This window comes from Dyella monticola, assembly GCF_003363155.1.
GTDB lineage: Bacteria > Pseudomonadota > Gammaproteobacteria > Xanthomonadales > Rhodanobacteraceae > Dyella_B > Dyella_B monticola.
In genome coordinates, this window is sequence record NZ_QRBE01000018.1 from 45,924 (window position 1) to 59,037 (window position 13,114).

The 13,114-nt window shown below is 61.2% G+C and carries 12 protein-coding genes; 8 read left to right on the forward strand and 4 right to left on the reverse strand.

Going from position 1 to position 13,114, the window contains the following annotated elements:
• Window positions 1–616 precede the first annotated feature (616 nt).
• Window positions 617–1,360 (forward strand): SDR family oxidoreductase, encoded by a 744-nt coding sequence (locus DWU98_RS19990; protein WP_115497352.1) that lies wholly within the window; start codon window positions 617–619, stop codon window positions 1,358–1,360.
• A 2-nt stretch (window positions 1,361–1,362) separates the two neighbouring features.
• On the opposite strand, the gene DWU98_RS19995 is transcribed toward DWU98_RS19990, so the two are convergent.
• Window positions 1,363–1,953: a GNAT family N-acetyltransferase gene (locus DWU98_RS19995; protein WP_115497353.1), complete on the reverse strand. Its 591-nt coding sequence runs from the start codon at window positions 1,951–1,953 to the stop codon at window positions 1,363–1,365.
• Window positions 1,954–1,955: 2 nt separating this feature from the next.
• Window positions 1,956–2,162, reverse strand: a complete 207-nt coding sequence (locus tag DWU98_RS20000; protein WP_115497381.1) for a YdcH family protein — start codon at window positions 2,160–2,162, stop codon at window positions 1,956–1,958.
• A 108-nt stretch (window positions 2,163–2,270) separates the two neighbouring features.
• Here DWU98_RS20000 and ttcA point away from each other — a divergent pair, with 108 nt between their 5' ends.
• From ttcA to DWU98_RS20045, 7 genes are all read left to right on the forward strand, one after another.
• Complete coding sequence (gene ttcA, locus DWU98_RS20005) at window positions 2,271–3,152, forward strand: tRNA 2-thiocytidine(32) synthetase TtcA (protein WP_115497354.1); 882 nt, start codon at window positions 2,271–2,273, stop codon at window positions 3,150–3,152.
• Between the two features lie 57 nt (window positions 3,153–3,209).
• Window positions 3,210–4,409, forward strand: coding sequence for an amino acid aminotransferase (locus tag DWU98_RS20010; protein ID WP_115497355.1), 1,200 nt, complete (start codon window positions 3,210–3,212; stop codon window positions 4,407–4,409).
• A gap of 110 nt (window positions 4,410–4,519) precedes the next feature.
• A complete protein-coding gene (locus tag DWU98_RS20015) occupies window positions 4,520–5,431 on the forward strand; it encodes a recombination-associated protein RdgC (RefSeq protein ID WP_115497356.1) in 912 nt (303 codons plus the stop codon).
• A gap of 336 nt (window positions 5,432–5,767) precedes the next feature.
• Window positions 5,768–6,535 carry a M48 family metallopeptidase gene (locus DWU98_RS20025; protein ID WP_115497358.1) on the forward strand — a complete coding sequence of 256 codons (768 nt, stop codon included), beginning with the start codon at window positions 5,768–5,770 and terminating at the stop codon, window positions 6,533–6,535.
• 312 nt (window positions 6,536–6,847) lie between these two features.
• Window positions 6,848–7,435: a methyltransferase family protein gene (locus tag DWU98_RS20035; RefSeq protein WP_115497360.1), complete on the forward strand. Its 588-nt coding sequence runs from the start codon at window positions 6,848–6,850 to the stop codon at window positions 7,433–7,435.
• 97 nt (window positions 7,436–7,532) lie between these two features.
• Window positions 7,533–9,125: an alpha,alpha-trehalase TreF gene (treF, locus tag DWU98_RS20040; protein ID WP_115497382.1), complete on the forward strand. Its 1,593-nt coding sequence runs from the start codon at window positions 7,533–7,535 to the stop codon at window positions 9,123–9,125.
• A gap of 89 nt (window positions 9,126–9,214) precedes the next feature.
• Window positions 9,215–10,066, forward strand: a complete 852-nt coding sequence (locus tag DWU98_RS20045) for an SDR family oxidoreductase (RefSeq protein ID WP_115497361.1) — start codon at window positions 9,215–9,217, stop codon at window positions 10,064–10,066.
• A gap of 120 nt (window positions 10,067–10,186) precedes the next feature.
• On the opposite strand, the gene DWU98_RS20050 is transcribed toward DWU98_RS20045, so the two are convergent.
• Together DWU98_RS20050 and DWU98_RS20055 are read right to left on the reverse strand one after the other, a co-directional pair.
• Window positions 10,187–11,173: an alpha/beta fold hydrolase gene (locus DWU98_RS20050; protein WP_115497362.1), complete on the reverse strand. Its 987-nt coding sequence runs from the start codon at window positions 11,171–11,173 to the stop codon at window positions 10,187–10,189.
• A gap of 77 nt (window positions 11,174–11,250) precedes the next feature.
• Complete coding sequence (locus DWU98_RS20055) at window positions 11,251–13,101, reverse strand: M1 family metallopeptidase (RefSeq protein ID WP_115497383.1); 1,851 nt, start codon at window positions 13,099–13,101, stop codon at window positions 11,251–11,253.
• Window positions 13,102–13,114: the final 13 nt, after the last annotated feature.

Below are 13,114 nucleotides of genomic sequence, written 5' to 3' on the forward strand. Positions count from 1 at the left end.
GGCTATAGGGGCGATAAAAAACCCCGCATCCTGGTGGGTGCGGGGTTCTTCGGGGTATCTAGGTTAGTTTTGCTTTACCTTGACACGCGCCCTCAGCCCGCACCTCCGTTGGTAATGAGGAGTACGAGTACAAGGGAAATAAGAAGGAGGCCGGCGAACGGCAGCGCGTCCGTTATCGTCGGAGGACGAATGGCGCGGGTGGTATAGCGGTGGCTGTTGCGCTGCGGCATGTCGTCGACCGTACGGCACACTGTGCGAGCGTGTCAACTCTTTTTTTATGAGAAATTTTCCGAATTGTCAGACGAGACCTATTTGGATGGCTAAACATCTAGATGTATCAAGCACTCGCGGACATTTTGGTTTCATGCGCAACCATGAGTTGTTGCAATGGAAACAAAAATAAACAACGTGTTTATGCACACTAGCTGTGCTCGAAGCGAGGTCAGCGTCATTTCGGCAAGGGTTATCGCCTCGCCGTGACGACGAACGATTCAAGCAGGTTCCGCGCTTTCTTCGACTATCGGCGTCGAACTGCAATTAGTGCGATTTTCGCTTACATAACCATGGGTCGTTTGCCTCTATGCTTCCCTCTTTAACTGAATCGAAGAGGCGAATCATGAGGGCCCATCTCGACGGCAAAGTGGCCTTCGTGACGGGTGGTGCTCGCGGTATCGGCGGCGCCATCGTGCGCGGCCTCGCGCGCGATGGCGCAGCGGCCGCATTCACCTATCGGGGTTCGACCGCCAAGACGGTAGCACTGGCGGCCAGCATCAAGGAGGCCGGAGGCCAGATCCTCGCGATCCAGTCCGATGCGGGCGACGCTACCGCCCTGACGCAGGCGATTAATCAGGCGGCAAGCCACTTCGACAAGATCGACATCCTGGTCAACAACGCCGGAGTGTTGAAGTTTGGCCCCATCGATACGTTGACGCTGGAAGACTTTGATCAGACGGTCGACGTGAATGTGAGGGCAGTGTTCGTCGCGAGCCAGGCGGTACTGCCGCACATGGGCGCAGGCGGCAGGATCATCAACATCGGCAGCACCAAAGCGGACCGTATGCCGGTTACCGGTGGCGCCATCTATGCGATGAGTAAATCCGCCCTCAAGGGTCTCGTGCAAGGTATGGCGCGTGACCTTGGGCCGCGCGGCACCACGGTCAACAACGTGCAGCCCGGCCCGGTCAACACCGACATGAACCCCGCGGAAAGCGAGTATGCGAAGGAGCTCCATCGCATGATGGCGCTGTCGCGTCACGCAGAAGCGGATGAGATCGCCGGCATGGTGGCGTACGTTGCGAGTCCGGAGGCGGGGTTCGTCACCGGGGCCAATCTGATGATCGATGGTGGATTCAGTGCTTAGCGTTATGCGCTCAATCGCGCCAAACGCATATCCAGCCAGCGCTGCACGTCCGGCCACTCGCTGGCAAGGATGGAATAGCACACCGTGTCACGCAGCGTGCCATCGGGCCGACGCTTGTGATTGCGCAGTACGCCATCCTTATGTCCACCCAGGCGCTCGATGGCGCGTTGCGAATCGAGGTTGCGGTGATCGGTGTGGAACTCCACCGCCACGCAATTCAACCCTTCGAAGCCGTGCTTGAGCAGCAGGCGCTTGCAGGCGGTGTTGAGATGGCTTTTCTGCCAGCGCTTGGCATACCAGGTATAGCCGATGGCGATGCGTGGCAGCTCCGGGTCGAAATCGTAGAAGCGGGTGGTGCCGACGATCTGCCCGCTGCTTTTTTCCCGCACAGCGAAGGGCAGCATACGGTTCGCGGCCAAGCCGGCTAGCGCCTTCTCCACGTAAGCGTGCGCTTGGCCCGGGGCCGGTGCGCTGGTGAACCACAGGTTCCACAGTTCGCCATCGGCCGCGGCGGCTTCCAGATCGGGCACGTGCTGCACGCCCAGCGGCTCGAGACGAACGTAGTCGTCCTGAAGGATGGTCGGGGCGAGCATTCTTAAGCGTCCAGGTCCGGGATCAGCTTGCTTTCCAGGCGCGCGATGGCGTCCTTGAGCAGCAGCTTGCGCTTCTTCATGCGGGTGATCTGCAGCTCGTCGCAACCCAGGGAGGCGGACAGCTGCTGGATGGTCGCGTCCAGGTCGCGATGTTCCTGGCGCAATTCGGCCAGAAGATGGGCGATCTGGGCGGGATCCTGGGCCTGCATGGGCGGTGTCGCGAGGGAGGTGGTCATCGAAGCTGTAATTGTAACGCGCCCGGACATCATCGGCGGGCCGGGTACAATACGCGCTTGCCCGCCGTACCCGTGCCTGCCATGTCCGCCCAACCCGAGGCTCCTGTACCCGATATCGCCCGCAAGCGCGCCTATGAAGCCGCCAAGCTGGCCAAGCGCCTGCGCCATCAAGTGGGACAGGCCATCGCCGACTTCAACATGATCGAAGACGGCGACAAGGTGATGGTGTGCCTGTCCGGCGGCAAAGATTCCTACACCCTGCTCGATGTGCTGCTGTCGCTCAAGGCCAAGGCGCCGGTGCGCTTCGAGCTGATCGCGGTGAATCTCGACCAGAAACAGCCGGGCTTTCCTGAACGCGTGCTGCCGCAGTACCTCACCGAGCGGGGCGTGCCGTTCCACATCATCGAGCAGGACACCTACAGCACGGTCACCCGGGTGATTCCCGAAGGCAAGACCATGTGCAGCCTGTGTTCGCGCCTGCGCCGCGGTGCGTTGTACAACTGGGCGGCCGAGAACGGCATCACCAAGATCGCCTTGGGCCATCACCGCGACGATATCCTGGCCACGTTCTTCCTCAACCTGTTCCATCAGGCCAGCCTGAAGGCGATGCCGCCTAAGCTGCGTTCGGACGACGGCTGCCATGTAGTGATCCGCCCGCTTGCGTATTGCAGGGAAAACGACATTGCCGAGTATGCCGAGCATAGGCAGTTCCCCATCATTCCCTGTAACCTCTGCGGTTCGCAGGAAAATTTGCAGCGTAAGGCGGTGGGTCGGATGCTGCAGGAGTGGGATCGTCAATATCCCGGACGCAGCGAAACCATGTTTCGCGCGCTCGGCAACGTGGCATCCTCGCACTTGGCCGACCGCAAGCTGTTCGACTTCACGTCGCTGGGTTCGCGTGACGGTGCCTTGCGTGCGGATGTCCATGGCTGGCTTGCCGGCGGCGAGGACGAAAACCATTAGAATTCAGGCGGACGTTTAGACGTCCATATTCCTTTTCCTTTTGCATCGAGTAGAACCGTGTCCCATTTCGCATCCGTTGAAATGACCCCAGGCGATCCGATCCTGGGTCTTACTGAAGCCTTCGTAGCCGATCCGCGCCCCGGCAAGGTCAATCTGGGCGTGGGCATCTATTACGACGAAAGCGGCCGCATTCCGGTGCTGCGTGCCGTGCGCCAGGTGGAAGAGGCCTTGGCGAAAGAATCGCTGCCGCGCGGCTATCTGCCCATCGATGGCTTGCCTGCCTACACGCAGGCCACGCAGAAGCTAGTGTTCGGCCCGGAATCGCCACTGCTGGCGGCCGGCCGCGTGGCGACCTCGCAGACCATTGGCGGCAGCGGTGCGCTGCGCGTCGGGGCGGAGCTACTGAAGAAGGCACTGCCCAACGCCAAAGTGGCGATCAGCAGCCCAAGCTGGGAAAACCACCGCGTGGTGTTCAACGCCGCCGGTTTCGAGGTGGTGGATTACGCCTACTACGATGCCGCCACGCACGGCGTGAATTTTCCCGGCATGCTGGCCGATCTGAACAAGCTGGAGCCCGGCACGGTGGTGCTGCTGCATGCGTGCTGCCATAACCCCACCGGCGTGGATCTCTCGGCCGAACAGTGGAAACAAGTCGTTGCGGTGGTGAAGGATCGCAAGCTGCTGCCCTTCATCGACATGGCCTACCAAGGCTTCGACAAGGGCATCGACGAGGATGCCACCGCGGTGCGTCTGTTTGCCGCGTCGGGCATCGAATCATTCGTAGTGGCCAATTCGTACTCGAAGTCGTTCTCGCTGTACGGCGAGCGTGTGGGTGCGCTGTCGATCGTCGGCGCCACGCGCGATGAAGCGCTGCGGGTGCAATCGCTGGTCAAGCGCATCATCCGTTCTATTTATTCCAGCCCCGCCACCCATGGTGGCGCGCTGGTGGCGGGTGTGCTGAACAGCGCGGAGCTACGCGCACTATGGGAGCAGGAACTCACCGAAATGCGCGAACGCATCCATGCGATGCGTGCCGGCATGGTGGAAAAACTGGCCACCCATGGCGCGTCGCAGTTCAGCTTCATCCAGAAGCAGGCGGGCATGTTCTCGTACTCGGGTTTGAACAAGGCGCAAGTGGATCGTTTGCGTGAAGAGCATGCGATCTATGCCATCGGTACGGGACGCATCTGCGTGGCGGCATTGAACCGCAACAATCTCGACAATGTCGTTGCGGCCGTCGCCGCCGTCATTCGCTAATACCACCCTCACCGTCGCCCCGGCCTACGCCGGGGCCCAGTGGCGTTTCGCATAAAGACGCTGGGTCCTGGCGTGCGCCGGGAGGACGGAAACTCGCGACCGGATTCCGCATGTTTTTCCGCAACCTCACGCTGTTCCGCTTTTCTCCATCCGTTGCCGAAGACCTCAAGCGCCTCGACGAAGCGCTCGGTGAACATCGCCTTCGCCCGTGTGGCCCGATGGAAATGGCTACACGTGGTTTCGTGCCGCCGGTCGGCCGCGGCGACGACGCACCCATGACGCATGTAGTGAACGCATGCACGCTTGTTACGGTGGGTAGTGAAGAAAAACTGCTGCCCGCCGCGGTGGTGAACGACGAACTGCAGCGCAAGGTGCAGAAAATCGCCGAGGAAGAAGGCCGCAAAGTCGGCGGCCGCGAACGCAAACGCATCAAGGAAGACCTGCTCACCGAACTCCTGCCGCGCGCCTTCGTGCGCAGCGCGCGCATGTCCGCCTATGTCGATCGCAAGAACGGCTGGCTGGTGCTCGATACATCCAGTCGCAAGAGCGCCGAAAATGCACTGACGCAGGTGCGTGAAGCACTCGGCAGTTTTCCGGCCGTGCCGCTCGCGCCGGAAGAGGGCCCGCGTGCGCTGATGACCGACTGGCTGGCCAGCGGCAACCTGCCCGGCGGCCTTGTGCTCGGCGACGAATGCGAACTGCGCGATCCGGCAACGGCCACCGGCGCGATCGCGCGTTGTCGTCGTCAGGATCTCGACGCCGAAGAAGTGAAGGAACATCTGCGCAACGGCAAGCAGGTATTCCAGCTCGGCGTGATATTCGACGATCGCATCAGCTTCGTGCTGGGCGAAGATCTGGTGCTGCGCAAGTTGAAATTCCTCGATGCCGTACTCGACGAACTGGGCGACGGCCAGCAGGATGCCGCGGCGGAAATGGATGCGCGCTTCGCGTTGCTGACGCTGGAACTGGAGCGGTTGCTGGGCAAACTCGAAGAGTGGTTCGGGTTGCCGCGGCCGGAGTAAAAGCGCGAGCGCCGTCATCGCCAAACCTCGACACGCGTAGCTTGTCGCCCCGGCGAAAGCCGGGGCCCATGCCTTTAGGGGGTCACCAAGGCCGCCTTTCCTCGCTCTCCAAAGCAGGGCCATCAGTAGTCCGTCTTCACATGAACATCGGGCCCCAGGGGTGCCCACATCCCCTGGAGGAGGGGGAGAAAGCCGTCCCATGCCGCCTGAGACGCGCGCCAGATCGGGCTTCCTGTAGAAGGCTCAAAAAAGCCCTTGCGCGCAGCCCCGGCACCCCACATTCTGGCTGTGCCCAGGCCCCTCCCCGCGGTCCTGGGCGCAGTGAAAGGCAGGACCATGGCGTATCTCGACGGCGACTGGCTGGAGTTGGCAACCCCCAGCGGCAATACCATTCGTGTGCTCAAAGCTTCGCATCCGCGGGCGCGCCGATTGCGCCTGACGGTATCGACCAAAGGTGCACGCATCACCTACCCGCAAGGCACCCATCCTTCGCAGGTGAATGCGTTCTTGCGCCACAACGCGGACTGGCTGGAGAAGAAGCTCGGCGAACTCAATCTCGTCGTCGAGCCGCTGCCGCCGCTGCGCGTGGGTGTATCGCTCGAATTTCCACTGCGCGGCGAAACCACCACGCTCGATTGGGCTGAAGGTGCGTACCCGCGCGTAGTCGCTTATGAGGGTGGCATGACGCTGGAAATTCCGCGCCCGCACAGCCGCGCTCTACCGGTAGCCCGCGGTTTGCTCGCGTCCTATTTCGAAGCCCAGATCCGGCGGGACGTTTCGCGCTGGCTGGCCGGTTATGTGCCGCAGCTCGGGCTCGCGCCGACCGCCTTGCGCATTCGCCCGATGAAAAGCCTGTGGGGCAGCCTGGATACGCGCGATCGCATCAATCTCGATCTCGCCCTTGCACTCGCGCCGCCCGCTGCGTTGCGTTACGTGCTTGCGCACGAGCTGTGCCATTTGAAAGTGCGCAATCACTCGCCGCGCTTCTGGGCGCACGTGGAAGCTATTTTCCCGGATTGGCGCGAACAGCGCGATTGGCTGCGTCAGAACGGCGCCATGCTCAAAGCGGAATTGGACCGGCTCATCGCCGACGTCGCCGATTAACGCGTTCGCCATGCGATCGTGATCGGGGGCGAGCGCGATGCGTTATCACGGTGCAAACGACCTGCGCCGCACGCCACGCGTGCAATCGATAGGAGCGCGCGTTCGAACCAGGTTTAGCCTGTGACGAACGCGGTGGCAGCGTATGGCATGCCGGTCACGCCATTGCACGCAGAGATTGCGTCCGATGTGCCGATCGATGAAGATCCGGTGCTGAACGTCGAGCGCGGTTTTCGTTGCGACGTTCGTCCCATGCAGGCAGCACTGCCGCAGGATAAGTGGGCGCGGCAGCTAATCGTTAGGAGGTAACGATGTATGTCGTCCTTGCTTGATCTCGATCGATTGTTCCTGGGCATCTGGTCACTCTGGCTGCTTTACTGGCTCATCAGCTCATTTCGCGTAAAGCGCGCAGTGCGCGAGGAATCGCATGGCTCGCGCCTTGGCCGGCACACGATCCCCATCCTTATCGCGGTGGTGTTGCTGATGTATCGATTCGACGCGTTGAACGGTACTTTTTTCAATCGGCGATTCGTGCCCGATCAGCCATGGATAGCGTGGTTGGGATTCGCGCTCGCCGTTCTCGGCCTGGCGTTCACGTGCTGGGCGCGCGTTATTTTGGGGCGTAACTGGAGCGGCATCGTGCAACTCAAACAGGATCACGAGTTGATCGTGCGCGGCCCCTACCATTGGGTGCGCCACCCGATCTACACCGGCTTGCTGGTAGCCGTATCGGGCACGGCACTGGCCAACGGTGAGTGGCGTGCGCTGGTCAGTCTGGCGCTCATCGGGCTGGCGTTCTGGCTCAAACTTCGGCTGGAAGAGCGCTGGTTGTGCGAGCAGTTCGGCGACCAATATCGTCAATACATGCATCGCGTGAAGGCGCTCGTGCCAGGCGTGCTCTGACTTCACCGATACTGCACGGTCGCCACCGTAGCGTTTATCGTCATTGACATTGGGTGCCCTGTGTTTGCGCTAGGTACCCATCGACGTGATGCCGGTGATGAACGAGCAAACCTTCGTCAGTCCACGCACGCCACCGACAGGCGTGGTCCCCGCCGATACGCTGACGCCTGCTGATCGCTATCAGGAGTTATTTATCGACGTGCAGCGAGGGCGTGTATTTCCCGACAGCAAAACCTTCGTCGATTGCGCACCGCACGGCGAGCCGGAATGCATTCTCCAGCTGTATCGTACCGAGCGCGCGGAACCTGGCTTCGATCTCGCCACCTTCGTGCATGCGAATTTCGAAGTGCCGCGGATTCATCGCAGTCACTACGTATCCGTGCCGGGGCAACCGCTGCGCGAGCACATCGACAGCCTGTGGGACGTGCTTACACGGCGGCCCGATCGGCACCCGCCGCGATCGTCCTTGCTGCCATTGCCCCATCGTTACGTCGTGCCGGGCGGACGCTTCTGCGAGCTTTACTATTGGGATTCGTATTTTACGATGCTGGGGCTCGCGGAAAGTGGGCGCCACGATCTGTTGCACTGCATGGCCAGCAACTTCGGCCACTTGATCGATACGTTTGGCCATATTCCCAATGGCAACCGCACCTATTACCTGAGTCGGTCCCAGCCGCCCGTCTTCGCGTTGATGGTGGAGTTGTTCGAGAAGCATGGCGTGCGCGACGCCATCGAATGGCTGCCGCAACTGCGCAAGGAATACGACTTCTGGATGGAAGGTGCGGATGCCCTGCAGCCAGGAGACGCGCATCGTCGCTGCGTGCGATTGGACGACGGCAGCCTGCTCAATCGCTATTGGGATGATCGCGATACGCCGCGCGAGGAATCGCACCTCGAAGACGTCACCACCGCAAGCCGTACGACGCGACCGAAGACACAGGTGTATCGGGACCTGCGTGCTGGCGCCGAATCTGGCTGGGATTTCAGCTCGCGCTGGTGTGATGGCAAGTTGGAAACCATCCGCACCACGGCTATTATTCCGGTCGATCTCAACGCTTTCCTCTACAAGCTGGAACAGCAAATTGCCGAACTCAGCCGCGCCGACAGGCAGGACAAGCAGGCCGATGATTTTACGGCGCGTGCCTATACGCGCCGCACCGCGATCAATCGGCAGCTGTGGAACGATAAGGAAGGCTGTTTTCTCGACTACGACTGGCAGCGCCATGCGCCACGCCCAGCACTGAACGCCGCCACCAGCGCGCCGCTTTATGTCGGCCTGGCGAGCGCCAAACAAGCCATGCGCGTAGCCGACGCCATGTGCACGCGACTGATGGAAGAGGGCGGAATGGGTGCCACGGATGTAGAGAGTGGCCAACAGTGGGACAAACCGAACGGTTGGGCGCCGCTGCAATGGCTGGCGATTCAAGGCTTGCGTCGGTATGGCCTGCATGCGTATGCCGAAGACATTGCCCATCGCTGGTTGCTTACGGTGAGCAGTCTGTACGAGCGGGAAAGCAAGCTCGTGGAAAAATACGTGCTGAACGTACCGCCGGGTGGCGCCGTCGGCGGTAGCGGCGGCGAATATCCGCTGCAGGATGGTTTCGGCTGGACCAACGGTGTGACGCGCCGCCTTTTGCACGAAAAGCCCGACCACAAAGCGCACCACGCCTGTGCGGGCGCAAAAGCGTAGCGTTCCATACACAGCATCGTCGCGCTGCTCACATCCGTCACACGGCGTTGCCGACACGCTTGCCGTCAGCAACGACGAGGATCGGCACGATGAATACTCCCGCAGCGGTTGCGCATTCCACCGCGCCTTCCCTGGCGATTCCCAAAACCTTGAAGGGACAAAAAGCGCTCGTCACCGGCGCCAATTCCGGTATCGGCATGGCCGTGGCCGCGGCACTGGGCGAGGCTGGTGCGGATGTCGCCGCCAATTACGTCGATGGCGACGAAGCGGCGGCAAAGGTCGTGGAGGCGATTCGCGCTCACGGTGTGCAAGCGATTGCGTATAAAGCCGACGTATCCTCTGAGGAACAGGTCGCCACGATGTTCCGCGATGTGATCGAGCGCTTCGGTACGCTCGACATTCTCATCAACAACGCCGGCCTGCAACGCGATTCGGCGTTCCATGCGATGACGTTGGCGCAATGGAACACGGTGCTCAATGTGAACCTCACCGGGCAGTTCCTGTGCGCGCGGGCCGCCGTTGCCGAATTTCTACGGCGCGGCGTGGTGCCGGAGGTTTCGTGTGCGGCGGGAAAGATCATCTGCATGAGCTCCGTGCACCAGGAAATCCCCTGGGCGGGCCATGCGAACTACGCAACCTCCAAGGGCGGCATCAAACTGCTGATGGAAAGTCTCGCCCAGGAGATGGCACCGCATCGCATCCGCGTCAACGCGATTGCACCCGGCGCGATCCGCACGCCGATCAACACCGCAGCCTGGAATACACCTGAGGCGTACAAGCGCCTGATGACCTTGGTGCCCTACGGCCGCATCGGGGAGCCGGAAGACGTCGCGCGCGCTGCGGTGTGGCTGGCTTCCGATCTTTCCGATTACGTGGTCGGCACGACCGTGTTTGTCGACGGTGGCATGACCTTATATCCGGGCTTTGCCACGGGCGGCTGACATCGGCGTTCGCTATCTACCGCGCGGCGTGCCGCCACACGCGGAGAGGGCGCACGAATGCGCCCGGTTTTGAGAAACGAGGAAAGCCCAGTCTCAGCATCTTTGGCCGCGCTGCAAACGTCAATGCGCCAAAATGAAATTGGTCAGCACCTGCGCGAACGCCTGCGACTTCTCCAGCTGCGGCATGTGATTGCAGCCGTTGAGGATGCTCGTACTGATCGACGGCGCATGGGTCAGCCCGTCACGTAGGCTTTCCAGTGCGGAAATATCAATGATCTTATCGTCATGGCACCACATGCCGAGTACCGGCATGGTCAGCTTGTCGAGCCGGGTCTGCAGGGAGAGCGCCTGCGAATTTTCGCGCAGCTCATTGAACGTGCTGTCGATGAATGCGCGATTCTCGATGTTTTCCTTCACGAACACATCGATGAAACGCCCGGGCACATGAGGCACGTGCTCAAACGCCAAGGCGGTGGCGCGCTCAAAACCGGCGCGGTCGTTGAACACGAAGGGATCCTTGCCGGCCAGTGCTTCCTTGGCGAAATCGTTCTCCTTGAATTTCAGCCCGAATGAATCGACCAGCGCCAGTTCGGCGACATCCTGCGGATGTTCGGCGGCATACACGCCGGCAATCGCGCCGCCCATCGAATGGCCGACGATCATTGCATGCTGCAAATGCAGTGTCTGGATGAAGTCGTCCAGACGCTCGGCCTGGTTGTCGATGTTGTAGCTGGCGCCAGGGATGCGCGAGGACTCGCCCCAACCGGGCAGATCGGGAATGACGACATGGAAATGTGCGGTAAGCAGCGGCGCCACTTTGAGCCACACATCCTTGTTGGCTGCAAAGCCATGCAGCAACACGATGGTGGGCCCATTGCCGCCTTCGTAATACACCCAACGTGTGTCGCCGGCCTGCACCGCGTTCTTTTGAAGTTGTGCGGTGGTCGCGTCGTGCCACGTCTTGGCCTTCAATAGCCATTGTGGTGCGAACAGGTAACTGCCGCCGAGTATCACGATCGCCAGCACGGCAAGGATGCCGAGGAATTTGAGGCGGCGGATCAGCAAGCGCTGCCAGAGGGGACGGGTCGTCGTTGTGTTCATGGACATTTCTCGGAAATTTAGCGGACATGCCCCGCCACGATCCTACCGGGAAGGGCTCGTCACAGATCGGTCTGCACGGCGCGCTAGTGCTTGCCAGCCTTTGCAAACAACGTTTCTACCGCTTGCTGCGTCAGCGGGTGATAGCCGTTCTTCGCCTTGGCATACACCTGCTTTGCAAAGGCCAGTCCGTCCGGCGTTTTGCTCAACGCGCGGTACACGGGCAGCGTCAGATACAGACGGCCAATGCGTGTCATATGTTCGGCGGCAGCCGGCCACGTGGCTTTGTCACCTGCCGCAATGGCGTGTACGTACCAGCGCATACCGATTTCGGCATTGGGCGTGCCGGTGAGATGCCATGCCGCATCCAATTGCTGCATCGTGGCCAGCGGTGGTGTATCCGGCAGGCCGTCGAGGAAGTACATCCACTCCTGCGTATTCCAGTCTTTGGCGTCGAGTTTGCCGGCCTTCAACGTGCCGGCGAGGAAGGCTGTACGCTCTTTGTCGATGGTGTCAAAGCGCGGCGAATCAGGAATCGGCGCATGCGCGGGGATGCCTGTGCCATACACCCAATCCTGTACTTCGTTCCAGCTCATTTTGCCGGGGTATTTGTCGATCAGGTTCGGCTTCAGGTAATCAAGCATCTGTTCGGTGGTGATGCTCTGGAACGCGAAATGGTCGAAATAACCCTTCAGATAATTGTCGAACGTTTCGCGACCGAAGCGTTGCTCCAGCGTACGCAGGAACCATGAGCCCTTGGTGTAGGCAACATCGGAAAGCGTATCGTCTGCGTCGATGTTGCCAGGCCTGGGTGCGAGGCGTTGCGCGTTTTCCGGCATCGTGCCGACACCGCGCTGCAGTGAGTGAATGTCCAGCAACGCTTCCTCATCGGCCTGGCGCTTGCCGTACAGTGCTTCGGTGATGCGACCCTGCACATAGGTGGTGACGCCTTCGTTGAGCCAGATGTCGCGCCATGAGGCGGCCGTCACCAGGTTGCCGGACCACGAGTGCGCCAACTCATGCGCGACCAATGAAACCAGGCTCTTGTCGCCCACCAGCACAGTTGGCGTAGCGAAGGTCATATTCGGGTTTTCCATGCCGCCGTACGGAAAACTCGGCGGCAGCACCAGGATGTCGTAGCGACCCCAGCGGTAAGGACCGTACAGCTTTTCCGCTGTCTGGATCATCTTTTCGGTGTCTTCGAATTCGTGTGCGGCCTTGGCGACCACGGAGGGCTCCGCATACACCGCCGAGCGTGGGCCGGTCTGCTTCACCGCAAGATTCCCGGCCGCGATCGCCAGCAGATAAGAAGGAATCGGGTGCGTCTGGTCGAAGCTGAAGTGACCATTCAGCGAATGCGTCGGATCGTTCGGCGCACTCATCACGACGCGCGTATCGTTGGGTGCGATCACTTGCGCGGTATAGGTGAAGCGGATGGCGGGCGAATCCTGCAGCGGCACCCATGAACGCGCGTGGATGGATTCCGATTGCGAGAACATGAAAGGCTGTTTCTTGTCGGCCGTCTGCGCGGGCGGCAGCCACTGCAGGCCCGATGCGTTAGGCGAGGTGGTGTAGACGATGCGCACTCGCTGCGGATGCTGCGGTGCCTGGATGGTGAGCTTGCTGCCGAGCTGTTTGTCGCGCGGTGCCAGCGCATATTTCAACGCTGTCGCCTTGCCATGGGCATCCACCGATTCGACGCTCGCGATGCTCAGGTCGCGCGTATCCAACACCAGCGCAGGGGCTTTGGGATCGGTCCAGGCCAGCGTCAACGTGGCCAGCCCTTCCAGCTTGCGGTGCGGAAAGTCGATCGCGAGCTTGAGATCGAGGTGCGTAACGCGCACCGCGTCAGGTTGGGCGTAGGAGTACGGATCGTTGGCATAGGCCGCCAGCGGCAGCAGCAGCGCGCCGAGGGCCAGGGTGCGAAGCGGGAACATCATTCGGCTTCCA

Excerpts from the sequence above, each read along its gene's own strand:
- DWU98_RS20000 (WP_115497381.1), bottom strand. The coding sequence starts at position 2,162 with ATGCAGGCCCAGGATCCCGCCCAGATCGCCCATCTTCTGGCCGAATTG.
- DWU98_RS20035 (WP_115497360.1), top strand. The coding sequence starts at position 6,848 with ATGTCGTCCTTGCTTGATCTCGATCGATTGTTCCTGGGCATCTGGTCA.
- DWU98_RS20050 (WP_115497362.1), bottom strand. The coding sequence starts at position 11,173 with ATGTCCATGAACACAACGACGACCCGTCCCCTCTGGCAGCGCTTGCTG.
- DWU98_RS20025 (WP_115497358.1), top strand. The coding sequence starts at position 5,768 with ATGGCGTATCTCGACGGCGACTGGCTGGAGTTGGCAACCCCCAGCGGC.
- DWU98_RS19995 (WP_115497353.1), bottom strand. The coding sequence starts at position 1,953 with ATGCTCGCCCCGACCATCCTTCAGGACGACTACGTTCGTCTCGAGCCG.
- DWU98_RS20015 (WP_115497356.1), top strand. The coding sequence starts at position 4,520 with ATGTTTTTCCGCAACCTCACGCTGTTCCGCTTTTCTCCATCCGTTGCC.
- DWU98_RS20045 (WP_115497361.1), top strand. The coding sequence starts at position 9,215 with ATGAATACTCCCGCAGCGGTTGCGCATTCCACCGCGCCTTCCCTGGCG.
- DWU98_RS20055 (WP_115497383.1), bottom strand. The coding sequence starts at position 13,101 with ATGTTCCCGCTTCGCACCCTGGCCCTCGGCGCGCTGCTGCTGCCGCTG.
- ttcA (WP_115497354.1), top strand. The coding sequence starts at position 2,271 with ATGTCCGCCCAACCCGAGGCTCCTGTACCCGATATCGCCCGCAAGCGC.
- treF (WP_115497382.1), top strand. The coding sequence starts at position 7,533 with ATGAACGAGCAAACCTTCGTCAGTCCACGCACGCCACCGACAGGCGTG.
- DWU98_RS19990 (WP_115497352.1), top strand. The coding sequence starts at position 617 with ATGAGGGCCCATCTCGACGGCAAAGTGGCCTTCGTGACGGGTGGTGCT.